The organism is Agrobacterium sp. T29 (assembly GCF_006970545.1).
Lineage (GTDB): Bacteria > Pseudomonadota > Alphaproteobacteria > Rhizobiales > Rhizobiaceae > Agrobacterium > Agrobacterium leguminum.
On sequence record NZ_CP040641.1, the window covers coordinates 1,133,779 to 1,154,985 of the forward strand.

At 58.7% G+C, this 21,207-nt stretch carries 17 protein-coding genes; 8 read left to right on the top strand and 9 right to left on the bottom strand.

All coding sequences use genetic code 11. The annotated features are described in order from the left end of the window. The first annotated feature begins 1 nt into the window (after position 1). The 3 genes from FGF54_RS20230 to amyA all read left to right on the top strand — a co-directional run bounded on the left by FGF54_RS20230 (position 2) and on the right by amyA (position 4,947). A complete protein-coding gene (locus FGF54_RS20230; protein WP_142781590.1) occupies positions 2–1,618 on the top strand; it encodes a 5-oxoprolinase/urea amidolyase family protein in 1,617 nt (538 codons plus the stop codon). After that, positions 1,615–3,348, top strand: a complete 1,734-nt coding sequence (locus tag FGF54_RS20235) for a biotin carboxylase N-terminal domain-containing protein (protein ID WP_142780915.1) — start codon at positions 1,615–1,617, stop codon at positions 3,346–3,348. The genes FGF54_RS20230 and FGF54_RS20235 overlap by 4 nt, the downstream gene beginning before the upstream one ends. Positions 3,349–3,459: 111 nt before the next feature. After that, a complete protein-coding gene (gene amyA, locus FGF54_RS20240) occupies positions 3,460–4,947 on the top strand; it encodes an alpha-amylase (protein WP_142780916.1) in 1,488 nt (495 codons plus the stop codon). 30 nt (positions 4,948–4,977) lie between these two features. Here the strand turns inward: amyA and soxR are convergent, their stop codons facing one another. Both soxR and FGF54_RS20250 read right to left on the bottom strand, forming a co-directional pair. Continuing rightward, on the bottom strand, positions 4,978–5,433 hold the full coding sequence (soxR, locus tag FGF54_RS20245; protein WP_003519761.1) for a redox-sensitive transcriptional activator SoxR: 456 nt from the start codon (positions 5,431–5,433) through the stop codon (positions 4,978–4,980). Positions 5,434–5,593: 160 nt separating this feature from the next. Then, positions 5,594–7,702, bottom strand: a complete 2,109-nt coding sequence (locus FGF54_RS20250) for a TonB-dependent siderophore receptor (RefSeq protein ID WP_142780917.1) — start codon at positions 7,700–7,702, stop codon at positions 5,594–5,596. Positions 7,703–7,849: 147 nt separating this feature from the next. Here FGF54_RS20250 and FGF54_RS20255 point away from each other — a divergent pair, with 147 nt between their 5' ends. Further along, positions 7,850–9,319 carry a glycosyl transferase family protein gene (locus FGF54_RS20255; RefSeq protein WP_142780918.1) on the top strand — a complete coding sequence of 490 codons (1,470 nt, stop codon included), beginning with the start codon at positions 7,850–7,852 and terminating at the stop codon, positions 9,317–9,319. 7 nt (positions 9,320–9,326) lie between these two features. Here the strand turns inward: FGF54_RS20255 and FGF54_RS20260 are convergent, their stop codons facing one another. The 6 genes from FGF54_RS20260 to repA all read right to left on the bottom strand — a co-directional run bounded on the left by FGF54_RS20260 (position 9,327) and on the right by repA (position 15,286). Beyond that, positions 9,327–10,526 carry a low temperature requirement protein A gene (locus FGF54_RS20260; protein ID WP_142780919.1) on the bottom strand — a complete coding sequence of 400 codons (1,200 nt, stop codon included), beginning with the start codon at positions 10,524–10,526 and terminating at the stop codon, positions 9,327–9,329. A gap of 46 nt (positions 10,527–10,572) precedes the next feature. After that, on the bottom strand, positions 10,573–10,857 hold the full coding sequence (locus tag FGF54_RS20265; protein ID WP_142780920.1) for a hypothetical protein: 285 nt from the start codon (positions 10,855–10,857) through the stop codon (positions 10,573–10,575). A 68-nt stretch (positions 10,858–10,925) separates the two neighbouring features. Continuing rightward, the gene (locus FGF54_RS20270; RefSeq protein WP_142780921.1) at positions 10,926–11,138 is read right to left on the bottom strand and encodes a hypothetical protein; all 213 of its coding nucleotides are present in this window, start codon (positions 11,136–11,138) and stop codon (positions 10,926–10,928) included. Between the two features lie 460 nt (positions 11,139–11,598). After that, positions 11,599–12,876 carry a plasmid replication protein RepC gene (repC, locus tag FGF54_RS20275; RefSeq protein WP_142780922.1) on the bottom strand — a complete coding sequence of 426 codons (1,278 nt, stop codon included), beginning with the start codon at positions 12,874–12,876 and terminating at the stop codon, positions 11,599–11,601. A 185-nt stretch (positions 12,877–13,061) separates the two neighbouring features. Next, the gene (gene repB / locus FGF54_RS20280) at positions 13,062–14,075 is read right to left on the bottom strand and encodes a plasmid partitioning protein RepB (RefSeq protein WP_080854050.1); all 1,014 of its coding nucleotides are present in this window, start codon (positions 14,073–14,075) and stop codon (positions 13,062–13,064) included. Next, positions 14,072–15,286 (bottom strand): plasmid partitioning protein RepA, encoded by a 1,215-nt coding sequence (gene repA, locus FGF54_RS20285; RefSeq protein WP_026363408.1) that lies wholly within the window; start codon positions 15,284–15,286, stop codon positions 14,072–14,074. The genes repB and repA overlap by 4 nt, the downstream gene beginning before the upstream one ends. A 435-nt stretch (positions 15,287–15,721) precedes the next feature. Here repA and FGF54_RS20290 point away from each other — a divergent pair, with 435 nt between their 5' ends. The 4 genes from FGF54_RS20290 (at position 15,722) to FGF54_RS20305 (ending at position 20,521) form a co-directional block, all read left to right on the top strand. Further along, complete coding sequence (locus FGF54_RS20290; RefSeq protein ID WP_142780923.1) at positions 15,722–17,107, top strand: FAD/NAD(P)-binding protein; 1,386 nt, start codon at positions 15,722–15,724, stop codon at positions 17,105–17,107. Between the two features lie 348 nt (positions 17,108–17,455). Beyond that, positions 17,456–17,851: a RidA family protein gene (locus FGF54_RS20295; protein WP_142780924.1), complete on the top strand. Its 396-nt coding sequence runs from the start codon at positions 17,456–17,458 to the stop codon at positions 17,849–17,851. 31 nt (positions 17,852–17,882) lie between these two features. Then, a complete protein-coding gene (locus FGF54_RS20300; RefSeq protein ID WP_142781591.1) occupies positions 17,883–18,971 on the top strand; it encodes a D-TA family PLP-dependent enzyme in 1,089 nt (362 codons plus the stop codon). A gap of 71 nt (positions 18,972–19,042) precedes the next feature. Next, positions 19,043–20,521: a M81 family metallopeptidase gene (locus FGF54_RS20305; RefSeq protein WP_059758292.1), complete on the top strand. Its 1,479-nt coding sequence runs from the start codon at positions 19,043–19,045 to the stop codon at positions 20,519–20,521. A 58-nt stretch (positions 20,522–20,579) separates the two neighbouring features. Here FGF54_RS20305 and FGF54_RS20310 read toward each other — a convergent pair whose 3' ends face one another. After that, on the bottom strand, positions 20,580–21,149 hold the full coding sequence (locus FGF54_RS20310; RefSeq protein ID WP_142780925.1) for a HutD family protein: 570 nt from the start codon (positions 21,147–21,149) through the stop codon (positions 20,580–20,582). Positions 21,150–21,207 lie beyond the last annotated feature (58 nt).

The following is a 21,207-nucleotide window of genomic DNA, read 5'->3' on the forward strand; positions in this document are numbered from 1 at the left end:
GATGCGTTTTCTCCCCGTCAGCCTCACCACCATTCTCGTCGAACTCGCCGATCTCGATGAAACCCTGGCGCTTTTCGCCTCGCTTCAGAACGATCCGGTCGAAGGTATCGAAGAGACGGTGCCGGCTGCCCGCACCCTGATGATCCGCTTTCGCCCTGAGAAGATCGGTGCCGAAGCGCTGGCCGCGCGGCTGGCAAGCCGTGATCTCTCGGCAAAAATCGCGCCTTCGGACAATCTCGTGGAAATCCCCGTCCACTATAACGGTGAGGACCTCGCCGATGTTGCCGAATTGACCGGCATGAGCATCGAAGAGGTCATCCGCCGCCACACCGAAAGTGAATTCACCGTGGCCTTTTGCGGCTTCGCTCCCGGCTTCGGTTATCTGGTCGGTGGCGATCCGGCGCTGCATGTGCCGCGTCGGCAAAGCCCGCGCACCCGCATTCCGGCAGGTTCAGTGGCGCTGGCCGGCGCCTTCAGCGGCGTCTACCCGCAAAACAGCCCCGGCGGCTGGCAGATCATTGGCACCACGCCGGTGAAGATGTGGGATATAGACCGCGATCCCGGCGCGCTTTTTCAGCCGGGTTACCGGGTGCGTTTCTTCGACATGGACAAGGCCGGCAAAACGGTCGACATCCCCGTCTCGGCACCGCGCAGCGCCGGGAAAGACTGGGCAAAAGCAGGCCCGCATTTCGAGGTGCTCACCGCCCCCATGCCCGCCATCTTCCAGGATCTCGGCCGTTTCGGCCAGACGGGACAGGGCGTTTCGGCCTCCGGCGCGCTGGATCGCGGCGCGTTCAATGCCGCAAACCGCATCGTTGGTAACCCCGTCAACACGCCATGTCTCGAACTGACGCTCGGCGGATTTTCCTTTAAGAGCACGAGCCGCGCCGTCATCGGCATTGCAGGTGCGCCCTGCCCCGTCACCATCACCACAACGGATCGCAGCTTCGCGGCAAAGACCCATGGCCCGGTGTCGCTCGAACCCGGTGATGTGGTCACTTTCGGTCAGCCGCCGAAGGGCATGCGCTGTTATCTTGCGGTGCGCGGCGGTTTTGATGTCGAGCCGGTGCTGGGCAGCTTCGCCGCCGACACGCTTGCTATCGTCGGTCCCGAGCCGGTGGGCGCGGGCGCCATCCTTTCCCTAAAGGGCGAGAAGACCGGCCTTTCCAGCGTATGGATCGACGAGGTTCCGGCCTTCGAAGCGCCGGCAACGGGTGAGGTCGTTACGCTGGACGTCGTTCTCGGACCGCGAACGGACTGGTTCACGCAGAAAGGTATCGAGACCCTGACCGACCAGCTCTGGCAGGTCACCCCGCAATCCAACCGCGTCGGCATCCGCCTTGCCGGCGAAGTGCCGGTGGAACGCAGGGACAGCGCCGAATTGCCGAGCGAAGGCACGGCGACGGGAGCGATCCAGATTCCCCATAGCGGCCAGCCGGTTCTGTTCCTTGCCGACCATCCGCTGACGGGCGGTTATCCCGTCATCGGTGCTGTCGCCGAATATCATCTCGATCTTGCCGGGCAGATCCCGGTGAACGCCAAAATCAAATTCCGCCCGATCGGCCCCTTCGCCGAAATCGCGGCCAAGAACACAGAATTCCGAGGAGAAGAGCGATGAAAAAAGTGCTGATTGCCAATCGCGGCGAGATCGCGGTGCGCATCATCCGCGCATGTCGCGATTACGGCGTGCAATCGGTCGCCGTTTATGCCGATCCCGATCAGGAAGCGCTCTTCGTCCGTCTGGCGGATGAGGCCTATGCGCTGGAGGGCGTGCGTCCCGCCGAGACCTATCTCGATATCGCCAAGCTGATCGCGATTGCCAAACGCGCCGGCGCAGATGCCGTGCATCCCGGTTACGGTTTCCTGTCCGAGCGCGCCGAGTTTGCGCGTGCCGTTCTCGATGCCGGCCTCATCTGGATCGGCCCCGATCCGCATGTCATCGAGGCACTGGGCGACAAGGTAGAGGCACGGCGCATTGCCACCGGCGTCGGCGCGCCGCTGGTCGCCGGCAGTGACGGCCCGGTCGCTTCCGCCGCCGAAGTCACCGCCTTCGCCGAAGAACACGGCCTGCCCGTCGCCATCAAGGCGGCCCATGGCGGTGGCGGACGCGGCCTGAAGGTTGCGTGGAAGATGGAAGAGATCGCCGATCTCTACGAATCCGCCGTGCGCGAGGCGACGGCCGCCTTCGGCCGTGGCGAATGTTTCCTTGAGCGTTTCCTTGACCGGCCGCGCCATATCGAGGCGCAGGTTCTGGCCGACAAGCATGGCAATGTGCTCGTCCTCGGCACCCGCGATTGTTCGCTGCAGCGCCGGAACCAGAAGCTGATCGAGGAGGCTCCCGCCCCGTTCCTGTCCGACGAACAGCGGCAGAAAATCCATGCGGCTGCCAAGGCTATCTGCGCCGCTGCCGGTTATTCCGGCGCCGGCACCGTCGAATTCCTGCTCGGCGTCGATGGCACGATTTCTTTCCTCGAGGTCAATACGCGCCTGCAGGTGGAACATCCCGTTACCGAAGAAACCACCGGTATCGATCTCGTCATCGAGCAGTTCCGTATTGCCGAGGGCCAAAAGCTGCGGGTCCTCGAAACGCCGGAACCGCGTGGACATTCGATGGAATTCCGCATCAATGCCGAAGATCCCGGCCGGGGCTTCCTGCCGACCCCCGGCTCGATCTCGCTTTTCGACGCACCCTCCGGTCCCGGCATTCGCGTGGATAGCGGCGTCGTCAGCGGCTCCAGCGTGCCGGGTGTGTTCGACTCGCTGATGGCGAAGCTCATCGTCACGGGTGCCGACCGCGATCAGGTTCTGCGCCGCGCCCGCCGCGCGCTCAAAGAATTCCGTATCGAAGGCATCGCCACCGTCCTGCCCTTCCATCGCGCCGCGATCGAGACTGATGATTTCATCGGCACCGACGGCTTCAAGGTTCACACCCGCTGGATCGAAACCGACTTCGCCGCCATGCCGGATGCCATGGAACGCCCGGCACCGGCCGACGACCCTTCCGTCACCCGCACTTTTCTGGAAATCGACGGCAAGCGCGTATCGGTCGGTCTGCCCAGCCTGCTGCTCTCCAGCCTCGGTGCGGTTGGTGGCAGTAGCACGGCTGTTCCCGGCACCGCCGCCACCAAGGAAAAGGAAGGCGAAATCACCGCCCCGGTTTCCGGCACCCTGCAATCCTTCAAGGTAAAAGACGGTGACATGGTTTCGCAAGGCGATCTTCTGGCCGTCATGGAAGCCATGAAGATGGAGACGCAGATTGTCGCCACCAAGGCGGGCAAAGTTCGCCTGATCGTCAAGGAAGGCGACTATCTGCAGGCGGGCGCTGCCCTTCTCGACATAGCCGGCTAATATACGGACAGGCCACCTGCCTCACAATTGCAGATCGCGCATGGCCGGCGGCGGAACCCTTTCGCCGCCGGGCCGTTTATGGCGCGACCTGCTAACGACTGTGAGGGAAATATGGCCGGACGCACCTTGCTTCAATTCTTCCATTGGTATTATCCGGACGGAGGGAAATTATGGAGCGAGGTGGCCGAAAAGGCCGAAAGCCTTGCGAAAATGGGCATCACCGATATCTGGCTGCCACCGGCCTATAAGGGTGCTGCCGGCGGTTATTCGGTCGGTTACGATACCTACGATCTCTTCGATCTCGGTGAATTCGACCAGAAGGGCACCGTCGCCACCAAATATGGCGATCGCGCCGCTCTCGAACATGCGGGCCGGACGCTGAAGGAAAACGGCATCCGCGTCATTCATGACGTGGTTCTCAATCACAAGATGGGTGCGGATGAAAAGGAGAAGGTGCGGGTTCGCCGCGTCAATCCCGAAGACCGTACCGAAATCGACGATGAAGACTTTCAGGCGCTGGCCTTTACCCGCTTCACCTTTCCCGGCCGCAGTGGCAAACACTCCAAATTCATCTGGGATATGAAGTGCTTCAGCGGCGTCGACCACATCGAGGAGCCGACCGAAGACGGCATATTCCGCCTCGTCAATGAGTATGGCGATGGGGAATGGAATGAGGAAGTCGATCAGGAAAATGGCAATTTCGATTATCTGATGGGTGCCGATGTCGAGTTCAGGAACCGGGCGGTTTATGAGGAACTCAAATATTGGGGCCGCTGGCTCTCCGAGCAGGTGCAGGTCGATGGCTTCCGGCTGGATGCCGCCAAACATATTCCGGCCTGGTTCTTCCGCAACTGGGTCGGCCATATGCGCGAAACGGTCGATCCCGATCTTTTCGTCGTGGCGGAATATTGGCACCCCGATCTCGAGGCGCTGAAAAGCTATCTCGAACTCGTCGACAAGCAGCTGATGCTTTTCGATGTCGCGCTTCACCACAGCTTCCACGATGCCTCGAAACAGGGCGGCGATTTCGATATGCGCAGCATCTTCGGTGGTTCGCTTGTCTCCGCCGTTCCAGACCATGCCGTCACGCTGGTCGACAATCACGACACGCAGCCGCTGCAATCGCTGGAAGCGCCGGTGGAACCCTGGTTCAAACCTCTTGCCTATGCGATCATCCTGCTGCGCGAAGACGGTGTGCCCTGCGTCTTTTATCCCGATCTGTTCGGCACGAGCTATACCGACACCGGCAATGACGGCAACGAATATAAAATCGATATGCCCGCCATTGAATGCCTGCCGAAGCTCATCGAAGCCCGCAGCCGTTTCGCCAACGGAGCCCAGACGGATATTCTCGACCATGCAAGCTGCATCGCCTTTATTCGCCACGGCACCGCCGATGCGCCGGGCTGCGTGGTGGTGATGTCGAATGGCGAGCCGGCGGAAAAGCAGATCGATCTCGGTCCAGATCGCGCCGGGGCGGTCTGGCGCGACTTTCTCGGGCACCGTGAAGAACGGATTACCCTCGATGAGAGCGGCAAGGGCGTCTTTCCCACCAATGGCGGCAGCGTCAGCGTCTGGGTTGCAGCCGATTCCGAGTGAGGAACAACCGTTCCGGTTCGGAAATCCCGTTCATTCCGCAGAAACGAGGCGGCGCGGACCTGCGCCGTCATCGGCCAGAACATCGTTCGGATTGCGCAACGGACAATCATCCAGCGAAAGGCACCCGCAACCGATACAGCCGGTAAGCTGATCGCGCAGCATGATAAGGCTGTTGATGCGAAGCTGAAGCATTTCCCGCCAGGATTGGGAGAACCTGCGCCAATCGGCCGTCGTCGCCACCCGATCCTGCGGCAGATCGGCCATCGCATCCCTGATGATGCTGAGCTGTATACCCGCCCGCTGCGCGATGCGGATGATGGCGATACGCCGCAGGACGGCGCGATGATAACGACGTTGGTTACCGGCGGTTCGCCAGCCTTCAATCAGCCCCTTCGCCTCGTAAAAATGGATGGTGGACACGGCGATGCCGCTGCGGCGGGCAACCTCTCCAACCGTCAGGCTGTGCTTGAATACGGTATTTTCCATTCTGGCTCCTGCTTCCGTAACGATTTCCGCTCGGAAAACGCGGAAACATAGTGAAGAGCAGCCGGTATAATTCCTCAACTATAGTTGAGGTCAATAGGCGATAGCCCAAAAAAAGAGGCGCCCAAGGGCGCCTCCAAATTTCGTGAATGTTGGCCACGGATCAGAATTTCGCTGTCATGCTGATCCAGAAACGGCGGCCTTCCATGACGGTGTTGAAATCGTCGGTGCCGACATCCTTGTCGAAGACATTGTAAATGGCGGCATTGAGGTCGACATTTTCGGCAACCGCATATTTCGCGCCGATATCGAGGGTCGTGTAGGCGTCATATTTACGCCCGGCCTTGCCGTTGATCGTCACAGGCGTGCCGTTGGTGCCGATGCGTGGGCCGGCATTGATTTCCGACCCGTGGTAGTTCAGCGAGGCCCAGGCTTCCAGACCGTCGATTGGGGTCACCCAGTCGCCGCGCAGATTGGCCATATGTTCCGGCGTGCGCGCCAGCGGGAAACCTTCATAATCGCCGGTTTTCTGTTCGGAATGGGTATAAGTATAGTTGCCGCGCAGCGTCAGGTCCGGCGTCGCATACCATGTCGCCGTCAGTTCCACGCCCTGAATGACCGCATCGTCGATGTTGTAATTGTACCAGAGACGATAGTTGCGGTCTTCGCTCCAGCGGGCAGGCGTTCCATCCGGATTGAGCACCAGCGCGTTGGAAATCTTGTCCTTGAAATCGGTGTAGAAATAGGTGGCGCCGAGAGCAACGTCGCCATTGTCCCAAAGCGCAGCCACTTCATAGCTCGTGCTCTTTTCCGCTTCGAGGTTGGGATCGCCGATGATCACGCCGCAGGTGCCGCTCTGGCCATAGGTGCAACCGCCACCACCCGTCGTATAGGCATAACCCGGTGCGATCTGGCGGATTTCCGGGGCGCGGAAACCGGTAGAGATGCCGCCCTTGATGGTCAGTTCCTCGGTCGCGCTCCAGACGCCATAAAGGCGCGGGCTGAAATGATTGCCGTATTTCTCGTGATTATCGAGACGAAGACCGCCCGTCAGCGCGAAATTATCGACAATGCGCCATTCATCCTCAAGGAAGAGCGCCCATTGCGTCGCTGAAAATGTTTCGTCGCGGCCGGTGCGGCGTCCCGGGTTCTGGTCCGTCAGCCGCGCCTCGAAATATTGTCCGCCCGTGACCAGAGTGTGGTTGCCGAACAATTCGAACGGCGTGGTGAACTTACCGTCGAGAACGGTGTTACGCACTTCCGGCGAGCGCGGGTTTTCTGTCACGCGGCCGGTGCGGATATTTCTGGTGAAGTTGGTGCGCTCCGCCCATTCCTGCTGGAACGAGAATTCGGATGTGGTCGGCCCCCAGCGGCCGGTATGCGACAATGACCAGTGGTCGCGCGTATTGGTATTGTAGGTGCCGTTGGCGTCCGTCGCCGCCAGCGTGTCGCCGGGCTCGGCGCTGCGGCGCAGCCGCGTCTTGCCGCCTTCGAGATAGATGTCGTGATCTTCGTTCGGCGTAAACGTCAGACGACCGTTGAAATCATATTCCTTGGCGCCCGTGGTGCCGTTCAGAATACGGTCTTCGCCGCGTGTGAAGCCCCTGCCCCAGAGCTGCAGACCGAGCTGGTCCTTCAGGATCGGTCCGTTGGCGTACCAGGAGACCTGGCCGCTATTGCCGAATTTGGAATGCTGCTGAACCGTGCCTTCGGTGGTGACGGAACCTGACCAGACATCGCCGACCTTGCGGGTGATGATGTTGATGACACCGCCCATGGCATCCGAACCATAAAGCGAGGACATCGGCCCGCGCACCACTTCGATACGCTCGATCGCCGAAACCGGCGGCACGAAACTCTGTTCGAAACCGGAATTTCCGTTGGTGCGGGCATCGCGCGTGCTCTGCCGCTTGCCGTCAACCAGAACCAGCGTGTAAGCACCGGGCAGACCGCGAATGAAAATATCCTTTTCATTAGCAATGCCGGTGACGGATACGCCCTGAACTTCCCGCAGGGCATCGGTCAGGTCGCGATAGGATCCCTTTTCCAGATCTTCCCGCGTCACAACCGTGATGCTGGCCGGAGCGTCCTTCACATTCTGCTCGAAACCGGATGCGGTGACGACGATCTGCTGAAGAACCGTGTTCCCCTCAGACGCCTGCTGCGCAAAAACGGGCAGAGCAATGCTAAGCGCCGTTCCCGCCATTGCTGCCGAAAGACCGGCTTTTATTATCGTCGCGGACTTTTCGCGGCCGCGGTACTTCAATTCCATGTTATGCCCCCGCATTTAACTTGAGAATTTAACCCCACTTATTTAGGAGGGAGTGCGGGCGCAACGCGTTTGTTTTCGAACAGTTCTAAATTCCAGAAATTGCAAAAAGGGCTCCCCGGACAAGAGGCGGAGTAAAAAAATCGCAAGATGACAACCGGCAAGAGAAAAGATGAACCAGCCTCCACGACAAAACCCGACAGGCTTGGGCAGTTGAAATTACTTGTCGCTTTCGATGCGTTGTTGCGGGAAGGCAGCGTCAGCCGCGCGGCGGCGGGCATGGGACTGCCGACATCTTCCATGAGCCGGATATTGCAGCAGCTGCGCGAAAGATACGGTGACCAGCTTTTTCTGCGCACAGGTCAGGGCCTGCGTCCCACCCCCTTTGCCGAAAACATGCGGCTGCGCATTCGTTCGCTGGCGGCGGAGGCCGAGAACCTGATCGACTATTCGCAGGAAAAACCCGCCGCCCCGGCCAACGCCAGTGCAAGCGGCTGGGAGCGGCCTGTGCTGATGAAGGCGCCGCCGCTTTCGCTTCGCCCCAGCGTTCTTCTGGAAGGTCAGCCGACACCGGAAAACATCGCCGACCGTCTTGCGCGCATCGGCCACAATGCCGATCCGCAGCAGAGGCTTGCCAAATATATCGCGACCTCGGCGATGGGTATCGGCAACAGCCGCCCGCTCAGCCAGGTGGAAGCGATGGACGCGCTCTCTATCATTCTCGATGGGGATGCCGACCCGATACAGATAGGCGCGCTGCTTGCCACGATGAATTATCGCGGCGTGACCGCGGCGGAGCTTGCCGGTTTCATTGAAGCCATGTGGCGACATATAGAGAGGGACCAGCAAGGACCTGCATCGGTGGATCTCGACTGGCCCGCTTATATGTCGCCGAAACATCGCGATGCGCCGTGGTTCCTCCATTCCGCGCGTCTTGTCGCCATGGCGGGATATAGCGTCCTGCTGCACGGGCATGTGGGGCAGGGAGAAAACGGCGGCAAGCTTGAACTTGCAGCACAGGCCTGCGGCATTCCCCTTTGCCACTCGCTTTCGCAGGCGGCGAAAGCCACAGCCTCGGAACGCATTGCCTACCTGCCGATCGGTGGTCTGTCCCTGCAGTTTCAAAGCCTGCTTGGCCTGTACGGCATTCTGGAGATGCGCCTGCCGCTCAATACGGTCGTGCATCTTCTCAATCCGCTTCGCGCCAGAAGCACGATCATCGGCGTCGCCCGCCCGTCCTATCAGGAACTTCATCGGGACACGGCGCGGCTGCTTTCGGTGGAAAACCTCGCCATTCTCGGCAATACGCGGGATTTCGCGCAATTCACGCCGTTTCGCAGCACCCGGATTTTCGGTCTTTCGAAAGGCAGGGATGTGGAATTCATCGTTCCCGCACGCGAAACGCCGCCCGCCGAAATGCCGACCATGTTCACAACCTTCGAATATTGGCGGGCGGTCTGGACGGGTGCCGCAAGGGACGAAAGGGCAGAAACCACTATCATCTCCACGACGGCCATCGCGCTGATGCTGGTCAACGATATGGCTCTGCCCTTCGAGGAAGCCTATGCCCGCAGCCTTCGGCTCTGGAACGACAGGGCGCGCAATCTCGTCAACGCCTGATCAAGGGTCAGGCATTGGCGACCGCCCTTTTCAGCGCCAGATATTCCCAAAGGGCGACAAGCAGAAGAATTGCCGTGCTCGCCAGTTGCAGCACGAAGAGGGGAATACCCGGCACCGGCAAAAGCAGGCAGAGCGCCGCCACGCCGGCAAAATGCGAAACCGGTCGCTGATAGGCGACGGCGATCTTGACGCCGATATTGCCGGCCAGAAACAGGACCGGACCGCCGAGAATGGCGAGCGCTTCGCGCATCGTTGCGCCATCCCGCGCATGGGAGAGGCTGAAATCCTCACCCACCGCCGTCAGGATGATACCGGCCACGATGGGCAAATGCCCGTAGTTAAAAAGATTATGGGCGATCTTCGCCTTTTCTTCGGCATTCTCGGCTTTTCTCGAAGCCTCCTCCTGCCCATGATGGAAATAAATCCACCACATCGCCACGGTACTGACGAAAGCGGAGCAGAAGACGATGAATGTCAGGCCCGAATTCATATATTCGGTGGCCGTGCGTCCCGTGGTTAGGATCGTTTCGCCAAGGCAGATGATGACGAAGAGCGCACATCGCTCCGCCAGATGCTCGCCGGAAAGATGCAGCCTGTCCTCGTCGCTCGAGGCTACACCCGGCACGACATAACGGCAGGCGGGGCCGGCATATTCAATTGCAAGTGCGATGCCCCACAGGAGAATGCGATCCGCCAGATCGACGAGCCCACCGGCCAGCCAGAACAGGCTCGATACCACGAGCCAGATCGTCACGCGCACGAAGACCAGAAAAGACTGCCGGTCTTCACCCCTGAACGCATAGAGGGCGAACAGGCTTCGACCGACCTGCATCACGCTGTAGATCAGGGCGAAGACAAGGCCCTGTTCCGCAAAAGCCTCCGGCAGCGCGATGGCCAGCAGAATGCCGCCGAACATCAGCACGAACAGCAGGATCCTGACTGGCTCCTTTTCCGTGTTCAGCAGGTTTGTGATCCAGGTGGTGTGTATCCATAGCCACCAGAGCGACAATATCAGGATGCCGGCCTCAAGCGCCGCCGTCGGCCCAAAATCCTTGACCAGCGCGTGGGAGAGCTGGATCAGCGCGAAAACAAAGACCAGATCGAAGAATAATTCGGGGAAACTGGCCTTGCCGGCATCCTGGCCCTCCTGCCTTATCCAGTTTTCCGCATCCGCTTTGCGTCCTTGAAGCTCACCCCCGGTTCTCATTCCACCTCCGCCGCAATATTTCGACCGGTCTTCTCAACACGCCCCCTCACCGTTGCGACAAAGCCTCTTCGCTGCCCGATGCAACCGGGTTCGATCTTCGGCCGGGAAACTCCAGCGCCCGCGCACTGTCGGGATAAAAACGCGGCCCAACCAGACGGACTTTCTTCCCAGAGACGTCGGTAATGTAGTTCGGGGTCGCGGCCTCTGGCAAAAGTGGAATGCTGTCGGCACTGGAAACCGCAAGCGTGCTGACCTCAAGAGGCTGGGCAATTGCCGGCAGGCTCGTCATCGCGGCGAGTGCGGCTGAGAGAAAAAATGATCTGGGAAACATGGGACGCATATCCTGGCACAATTATCTGCGCCATAAACAGCCCTCGCCCGCTTTGGTTCCGCCGCTCGTCAGCTATCCCCATCAAGATAGGAGCTATATTGAACATAGTCGGCGCTCGGCTGCCCACCGACGATCTCCGGCGGCCGTCCTTCGCCACCGGGCAGATGGCCAGTGTTTTCGAGTTCCGCCCTCAGGAGCTTTTCGATAGCCCTTTCCCGGGGCAAAGCGTTATCCGCCATGTAGAGGGCGACGGCCAGTTCCATGTCATCCGGAAAACTCATCAGCTCAGCCATCCGTTCCAGCAATCAAGCGCAAACGCAGGATCTTGCAGAAAGTTCAACTTCGCTGCCTCGGCGCGAGGCTTTGTCAGTCCACCGTCCAGTCACTTCCGATGGCCATGTCCCGGTCTTGCGGCGCCCGAGCATGCACTTCTACTCAGTACCACATGCCTGTTTTGCCAGGTGCTTCGTGCATACAGATTGCACTTTTCCGCTCTTCTCGTCGCAATTTCGACGAAAAACACCCTCGACTCAAGCGATTGAAACCAATCACGGAAAAACGCAAACGAAAGCTAAACCTAACTTAGTTTTCATTACCTTGCATTAACCATAGAAATCCACCGGCTGCACTGTTGCTACAGCAGCCTCATGCGAATCTCTTTCTACTTGCGGAAACGGCGTTAATGTAACTTCCGTCTGCTTTTTCCGCAAGCGATGACCATTTCCCGAGGCCCGTGTGAACTCACGAAAGCATGTTCGCCTCCATGGTGTCCTTACGCCCTCGCAACTGCGCCAGAAGCATAGTCTGCACATCGAAGCCGCCGTCCTGCGCCTTACGGGTCAGGTTACGCAGATATCCGCCGAGCGAGCTTATCTGGTCCGCTTTCTGCAAAAGGCATGCGAGAATGGCTGCCGTTCCCTGTCGGCCGAATGTGACAAGCGCATCCTGATACGCCGACTGGCTGATGTTGAACATGGTTTTGATGACGGATGTCGCCACTTCGAGATCGCGCCATCCGGTAACCGCTCCGCCTGGGGCATAGAGTGAGATATCCGGGCAAGCCTTCAAAACCAAAACAATATCAGGAACAAAAAATTGCTTATGAAGAACAGGCTTTGCTGACTGCGGCGAAGCTTTTGCACTGACGGGTGCCACATATGCCGGCTGGGTGCTTGCCGTACTGGCAGGTGCAACGGTTGCCGGTTCGCGCAAATCTTGCCGTTCAGATATGGATTCGGATTCTGAATTCTTTATGAGGCGCTCATTTTGGCAGTCATTGCCGCCCGTTTTTTCCGATTTTTCAATATTTTCCAGATAGTTGGTCACTTCCGCGCGCAAAGAGGCCAAAAATCCGGCGATTTCCCGAAGTTCCGCTGGCTTGGAATTGCGGCCGAGAGAGCGGGCAATGGCATTGTAGCGGGTCTGAAACCCTTCGAAGGTTTCGACTTCACCGCTCGCGGCAATCATCTCGCAGAGTTTCTGGATATCGCGGCGGCAAAGGCTGATATTTTCACGAAGCCGCTGAAGATCGAGCCGCTCGCTGACGATACGTTCGGCCAGTTCCTCGATTTCCGCTTTGCGGGCAAGAAGCGGCGCCAGCGAAAAACCGTAAGCCTCGCTGATTTCCCCTCCCCTATGCTTGCGGGCGTATCGTTTTCCGTTAGGGCTGTCCTTGCGAATGATGAGACCGGCCTCGACAAGAGCCGAAAGGTGCCGGCGCAATGTCTGCTCGGCCATGCCATGGGCCCTGAGTGACAATTGCGTATTCGACGGGAAGACGACCAATCCGGCTTCGCTGGAAAGCTCGTTTTTCGGATAAAAACTCAAAAGCGCGTTCAGGACCGCAAGCGAGCGATCAGTCACGCCGAGCAATGGCCTGGCTTCGCAGACCGAACGATAGAGTTTCCATTTATCGACCGCTTCGATTTTCTTGTTTTTCTGCGCGGCGAACTGGGTCGCGAGGACGCCAAACGACATCGCTCGCCGCCCAAAGGGCGTCGTTACACATGTGCTGTCCATGTCTTTCACCTTTCACAAGGCAAAAGAAAATCGCTCACCGAAAAATTCGATGCCAAGACTCTTGACTATGATTCGCGGAAATGAGATTCTTCGGGTGCTTAAATCAAAGAAAGGCTTCCGCGCGGCAACGTTCGGGGGCTTTTTTCTTTTGTGATGCGTCTCCTGTTAGTCGTTCGAGTTAAAAATCACTGCTTGGACCGGTATTCGGCAAACAGCGTCTGAAGATGTTCCAGAACGAACTCGGCAAATTCCGGGGCTTCGTTCTTGTCGATAGAGATATCCAGCTTGCGGTCGCTCTCGACCACCTTTGCCAGCCGGCCGCCGGTTTGCGATGACCAGACGCCGGTTTTTTTCGCCTGCGCCTTGGGCTTCAGAAAATCCAGAAGCGACTTGAAACGTTCTTCCGATGGCAGGGCGGCAACCGATGCATCCTTGACATAGGCGCGGGCTGCTTCCTTGACCTGCGAGGAGGAAAGCTGATCGGCAAGATCCATCCAGTTACGACGGCCGACAGTCGGGGCCGGACCAATCAGATCGACCAGATCCTCGGGAATGCGGCCGACAACCGACAGCATGTTGGAGAGATCGCCCTTGTGCAGCGACATGGCGGCCATGATCGTATCCCGAGGAAACCGCATCTGCAGTTTCTGGGCAAAACGTGCCTTTTCGATATAGGTGAGGTCGCGACGCTCGTTGTTTTCCTGTCCCTGGGCGACCACCAGCTGCTCGTCGCTGAGATCACGAACGACCGCCTTGACCGGAATACCGAGGCTGGAAACGGCGCGCAGGCGACGATGACCGAAGGCAACCTGATAACGGCCGGGGAATTCGGGATGCGGGCGCACAAGAATGGGAACCTGCTGGCCCTGTTCACGAATGGCCTCTACCAGACCTGCATCCGCCTCTTCCGAGGCTGGCATACGATCCGGTATGAAAGAGGGATCGATATCGGCAGGGCTGAGCGAAACGATCGTAAGACCTTCCGCGAGCTGCTTTTCGATCTCTTCTGCCCGCTTGGCGCGTTCCGATACTTCATTGAGCGACTGGCCGATCATGCCGACCGGGGAATTCAGAACATCCGTCACGAGTTCCGGAGACCCGAGGATGGGCCGGATACGCGGACGCGACCGCTCGGTGGCAGTCTCGTTGCTGTCGGTGCCCGGCGTACCGAGATTGGCAAAGATCTGTTTTCTGCTCATGCTGCCCTACCCCACGCTTTTTTAATCAGTCCTTCGATTTCAGCGTTTACGTTGTTCATGGCTTCCAGCGCACGGTCATAGGTGGACCGGGTGAACTGGGTTCTTTCCACTTCGAAAAGTGTCTGGTTGGTCAGTCCGGCATCCGAGACGGCCGTGCTCTTCAGCATCGGGTGGATGAGGACGTTTTCACCGAAAATCGAGCGCAGGAACGCGACCATCTGGTTTTGCGGCCCATCGCTCGGTTCAAAACGGGTGATCAGGTAACGCATCCAGTTATAGTCGGAACGCGCTCCCGCCCTGCCGATTTCAGCGAGAAGGTCGCCGGTCATGGCAAGGAACTGGTTCATCGACATCACATCAAGCATTTGCGGATGAACGGTGACGAGAACCGATGTGGCAGCCGTCAGCGCCGAAAGTGTCAGATAACCAAGCTGCGGCGGGCAATCGATCACCACGACGTCATAGAAATTCTGCGCCTGGGCTATTGCCTGGCCGATGCGGGCAAAAAACAACGTATCGCCCGGCGCGCGACGCATCAGGGCGCGGGGCGTGTCGTGTTCGAATTCCATAAGCTCCAGATTGCCCGGAACGATATGGAGATTGGGAATATAGGTGCCACGAACGATCTCCGCGATCGGCCGGCGTTCATCGTCGTAACGGATCGCGCCATAAAGCGTTTCATTCGGACCGACATCGATCTCCGGCTGATGACCGAAGAGAGCGGACAGACTGGCCTGCGGATCGAGATCGATGGCAAGCACCCGGTAACCGCGCAGCGCCAGATATTGTGCCAGATGCGCCGATGTCGTGGTTTTTCCAGAACCGCCCTTGAAGTTCATGACCGCGATGACCTGCAACTCTTCGCCGTCACGGCGATGCGGCAGATAACGGCGTGTGCCACGCGCGCCCTGATCGAGGAATTTTCTGATTTCGTCCATATCCTCGACGGAATAGGAACGACGACCGGAAGCCTGCGCTGCATCGAGCTCCGGACGCTCGGCGGCGATCTGGCGAAGATAGGCTTCGCCGATGCCGATCAACCGTGCGGTTTCCGCCGGCGAGAAATGGCGCATGCTCTTTTCGGTGTGCGGTGAAAATGTATTTGCATTATGAGCCTGCAATTGGGCTGACAACGCAGCCGAATGCTGTTGTATAAGACTCGTCAGGTCGGGTGCTCCTGCGGCACGTCTTAAATCGGCACTCTGTGTCATCGGTCTTCTTTCGCTCGAAATTGCAGTAGCGGTTTTTTTCGAAAAAGGCGGTTTTTTCCGCAACTGAGATATAAGCGCCGATTCTCTTTTTGGCGCAATAGGCTTTTTTCTCAGGTTGGAAAGTGCCGCTAAAGCATTGTGGAAGAATCACATTTGCTTTTTGTGACAGTTTGACGGTTAGCCGCGGCTAACTTCGTCTTGGCGATCACACTGAGGGGCGTGATCGTGTCTTTTTGGCGTGCGGAGTATCCGTCCCGTGCGGAAGTTTGCCGCGGCTAACTTTTGTGCTTGACCTTCTATACCTCCGATAATCCCGGCGCCAGAAAGTGAAGGGTAGACATTCGCATCTGTTTAATCTCTACTCGTTGACTAGAGTATCGTTGGGTTCGACACCCGTCGTCTGGCTGTTCAAGCTGTCGCAGGTTGGAGGAATGAATGTCCTATGATGTCGCTCTCGTCGGGTCGGGTTTTTCGGCCATCTGTACCGCCGCCCATCTTCTGTCGTCCCTGCCGGCGGAAGCCTCTATTGCTATCGTCGGCGATGAGTCGGATTTCGGGCGCGGCACCGCCTATCGCACGGAGCTGCCCTATCATCGTCTGAATGTGCCGGCCGGGCGAATGAGTGTCTTCCCTGACAAGCCTGATGACTTTGTCGACTGGTTGGCGGAAAACGGGATCGCGGACAATCCCCTGCTGTTCGCCTCGCGCGGTGACTATGGCCTTTATCTTCGCGACAGGCTGGCCGGCCTGCTCAGAAGCAGGGAGCAACGGGCCCGGGTGGATTTCGTTCGGGCGAAGGCTTCGGCCTGTCGGCCGGATGGCACGGGCGGATTTTCTTTTACACTGGAAAATGGTGAGCAGCTGCGCGCGCAGAATGTCGTTCTGTGTCTGGGTGTTGGCGCTGCGAGTTTGCCGGTGCAAACTGTCGCAAGGGAAGAAGAGGGCCCGCAACGTGTCATCGGCCACTGCTGGCAGCCGGGATGGTTGTCCAAAATCAAAGCCGGGGATCGCATTTGTATTCTGGGGTCGGGCCTGACAATGATCGATCAGGTTTTGACTCTGAGGGGAAAAGGACACCGGGGGCCAATCCATGTTCTGTCCCGTCGTGGTCTGGTGCCGCATCCGCATGTCAGCCCGCCGTCACCGTCCGCGGGGCCGAATTTACCTGAAGGCTCAACGGAGATTAGCCGGTTGCTGCACTCTCTGCGCAGGCAGGTGCGCGATGGTGCGCCGTGGCGCACCGTCATGGACGGTTTGCGGCCGCAAACTCAATCGCTTTGGCAACGTCTTACACCTGCGCAGCGCAGCCGGTTTCTTCGGCATGCCTTGCCGTGGTGGAACATCCACCGGCACCGTATCGCGCCTGAAGTGTCTGGCGCTTTCGGGAAATTGCTTTCAGATGGTGTTCTTGAAATTCATGCGGGTTACCTTCGCTCCATAGAAGAAGGAGAGGAGGGGATCGCCGTGCGTTACCGCCGCAGGCATACGCAGATATTGAAGGAATTGCAGGTCGATTGGGTCGTCAATTGCACGGGGATGGAGCGGGCCGGCATCGGCCATTCGCGGCTTCTCGAAACGATGCGCGGTGACGGTGTCATTTTGCTCGATCCCTTCGGGCTCGGGGTGGAAGTCGATGGCCAGTCTCGTTTGCTGCGGACGGACGGACGAAGCTGGCCCGGTCTTTTCGCCGCCGGTGCGCTGACGGCGGGCCGCTTCTGGGAAATTACCGCCGTTCCGGATATTCGTGTGCAGGCGCAGAAGATTGCGCAAAAGATCACGGACAGAGTGACAGCGAGCGATCGGCTTTCCGCACGAGGGTGAGCTGGTTGAAGGGCCGGCCGAAGCGAGACGTGCCTAGTACCTCTCCTAAGAGGTTAGCCGCGGCAAACTTGTGCTGGAAATTCCATGGATGCCGAATTTGGCGAGTGGAATGGAGCGCGAATGCCGATGGGAACCGCATCATAAGCATGATGTTCCCCCATGAATCACGCCATATATCGACCATGAGCCATACATTTCCCTATAATCAACAGCGGTAAGCACAGCAGCGGATCTCGCAAGTAATCTGCGCCATTGCTAAATAATTTACATTGCTTATGGAAATGCATCATAAAATCGGCTACAAATCGCGAAAATTTCTGGAATTATGAAAATAATTTGCGAGGATTCATGCAAAAGCCGAAACTGATACGATATGAGGCGGCGGACAATCAGGCTGGCGGACAGCGGCGACCATTTGCCAAGGCCGTCCGGGCCGGCGATTTCGTGTATGTTTCCGGGCAGGTGCCCACCGTCGATGGCGAGGTGGTGACCGGCGGGATCGTGGCGCAGACCGAGCAGGTGGTTGCGAATATCAAGGATGTTCTGGCGCTTGCCGATTGTACGCTTGAGGATGTGGTCAAGGTCAATGTCTGGCTGGACGATGCCCGGGATTTTTCGAGCTTTAACGCCGTCTTCCAGAAATATTTCATCGATCATCCGCCGGCGCGCTCCACCGTGCAATCTCCGCTGATGGTCGATGCCAAGGTGGAAATGGACGTTATCGCCTATAAGCCGCTGGCCTGAAGCCCAATTTGCCGATGTTTGAGAGTAGATGATGACCTATCCCTGGCCTGATGCGGGTACACCCCTCAATGCGATTTCGACGCCGATGCCTGTCATCGACGAGGACAGGCTCGCCGCCAATATCCTCAGGGCGCAATCCTATCTGGATGATCACAGCAAGGCCTTTCGGCCGCATATCAAGACGCACAAGATACCGGCCGTCGCAAAGCAGCAGCTTCAGGCCGGCGCCATCGGCATTAATTGCCAGAAAGTCAGTGAGGCGGAGGTTTTTGCGGATGCCGGTTTCGATGACATTCTGATCACCTATAATATTCTCGGTGCAGCAAAGCTGTCGCGGCTGAAGGCGCTGAATGCGCGCATCGGTCGGTTGAGCGTGGTTGCCGATAGCGCGGTCACGATTGCCGGCCTTGCCGATACATTCGATGCGGCAAGGCCGCTTGCCGTGCTGGTCGAATGCGACACGGGCGGCAAGCGCTGCGGTGTGCAGACGCCGGAAGCGGCACTGGCGCTTGCGGAAAAGATCGCGGCGGCACCGGGCCTCACATTCAAGGGTATTTTGACCTATCCGGCACCGGGCGGAGCCGTGACAGTGGAGAACTTCCTTCGCGAGACCATGGCATTGCTGGCGGCAAAGGGCATGGATTGCCCGGTGCGGTCCAGCGGCGGTTCTCCGGATTTTTACGCCGCCCATCTCGTTCCTTCCGCCACCGAACATCGGGCCGGCACCTATGTCTATAATGATCGCGCCATGCTGCGCGCCGGACATTGCACGGCGGGCGATCTTGCCATGCATGTTCTTGCCACCGTCGTATCGCGACCGACAGCCGATCGGGCTGTGCTGGATTGCGGCTCCAAGGCCCTGACCTCGGATCTTCTGGGTTTCAGCGATTACGGGCTGCTCGAAGGCTACGAAGGTGCGAAAATCATCTCGCTTTCAGAAGAACATGCGGTTGTCGATCTATCCGGCTGCGCCTCGGGCCGGCCTGAAATCGGCGATGTGGTCAAGGTCGTGCCGAACCATACCTGCGTCGTCAGCAATCTTTTCGACAGGATGGTTTTCCATCGAAACGGTGTCGTGACGCGGGTTGAGCAGGTCGCGGCCCGCGGCACGGTCTGGTAAAATTACCCGGCTAATTAAATTCTGAAATAAAGCTGCCGAAGGGCAGATTGCGGTAACGAGAATCTAGAGACATGCGCATCTTCACGGCGTCACTCGCCACCGAAACCAACACGTTTTCACCAGTCCCGACGGATATGGACGCCTTTCGCGCGGCTTTTTATGCCGGGCCGGGGGAGCATCCCGAAACGCCGACGCTTTGCTCGTCGCCAGTGCCGATCTTGCGCCGTCGCGGTAAGGCGGAAGGGTTCACGGTAATAGAGGGAACCTCCTGCTGGGCGGAACCGGCGGGTCTTATCCAGCGCCAGACCTATGAAACGCTGCGGGATACGATTCTCGCCGAACTCAATGCCGCCCTGCCGGTCGATGCCGTGGTGCTCGGTCTGCACGGCGCCATGGTGGCGCAGGGTTATGACGATCCGGAAGGGGATTTCCTGTCGCGCGTCCGCGCATTGGTCGGACCGGATGTGCTGGTTGCGGCGGAATTCGATCCGCACAGCCATCTGACGGCGCTTCGGGTCAAAAATCTCGATATTATGGCGACGTTTCTGGAGTTTCCGCATACGGACTTCGAAGAGCGCGGCGAGCATGTGGTGGAAATGGCGCTGCGCACGCTTCGGGGGGAGATCAAGCCGGTCATCTCCACTTTCGATTGCCGCATGATCACCATTTATCCCACCAGTCGCGAGCCGATGCGCTCTTACGTCGACCGGCTGAAGGCGATGGAAGGCAAGGACGGCATCCTGTCGATTTCCGTCATTCACGGTTTCATGGCGGGCGATGTGCCGGATATGGGAACGCGCATCGTTGTCGTGACCGATAATGACAGGGCAAAGGGCGATGCGCTGGCCGAAAAGCTTGGCCATGAGCTTTATGCCATGCGCAAGCTGACCGCCATGCCGATGCTGGATACTGAATCAGGTCTCGACCAGGTTCTTGCCATTCGCAGCAATAATCCGGACAGGCCGGTCGTCGTATCGGATATCTGGGATAATCCGGGCGGCGGTGTCGCCGGTGACGCCACCCATATTTTGCGGCGCATGGTGGAGCGTGGCATGGACAATATCGCCGTCGCGACGATCTGGGACCCGATTGCGGTGTCTTTCTGTCATGCAGCGGGCGAGGGGGCCGAGATCGACCTGCGCATCGGCGGCAAATCCAGCCCGGAAGGCGGCGAGCCGCTCGATTTCCGCATAAAGGTGATGCGCACGGCCGAGGCCGGCTGGCAGAGTTTCCGCAACAGCCGCGTAACGCTCGGTCGTGCCGCCGTCGTTCGGCCGCTCGGTACGCAGATCGATATCATCCTCATCACCAGCCGCACGCAAACTTATGAGCCGGATATCTTTTCCAATCTCGGCGTGGATTTTGCGAAAAAAGATGTGCTGCTGGTCAAGTCCACCAACCATTTTCATGCGGGGTTTGCGCCGGTCGCCTCCGAGATCGTTTATATCGCGGCCCCGACGTCTTATCCGACCGATCCGGCGAAAACGCCCTATCGCAAGGCGAGCCTTGAGCTTTGGCCACGGGTGGCCGATCCGCTGGGCCTGGACTGAGGCGGCAGCGGTTTGGGCATTGTCTGGACAAAATTTGTGAAGCCTTTTCCCGAAGGCTTCAGAGACGCTCGAGGGTGATCAGGAAAAACGCGCTTTCGCGTCGATCTCCTTCGACGGCGAACGGTAAACCGCCTTCGATCAGCAGACCATCCAGCTTCCCCAATCGGTTCTCGCCTTCACCGGTTAAAACCGCCAGCGGGTCGAGTGCCAGCACAAGCGTCGTGTTTCCGGCGGCTTTTCCCGAAAACGGGCCGGAATGCCTTTTAACGACATGACGAAAGCGCGAGCGGCGGGTCATGACGTTCAGATCGGTGATCGCGCCATCGGGCAGGGTCGCATTCACGGGAACATCGGCCGGAAAGGGCAGGGGTAGGCTTTCCACTGTCAGCAACAGCGGATCGCCCGCCGCAATTGCCAGCGCCATGCCGTTTCCCTCAAGAATGGAGAGGGTGCGGTCTATGCCGGGGAAGATCGAAAACGGCCCGTCGCTCGCCACCGTCGCCATGCTGATGCGCCAGTCGAAATTCTCGACGGAAGACGCAGGTGGAAAGATGGCGATTTCCACCGTCTCGCCGCCGCCGTTTTTCCAGGGCATTCGCTTGTAATCGCTTGCGCGCAGCAGGGTCATGGTTTTCCACTCTTGAGAGGGATCGGCCGGAAAGAGGTGTTTCTCTTTCCGGCCGAAA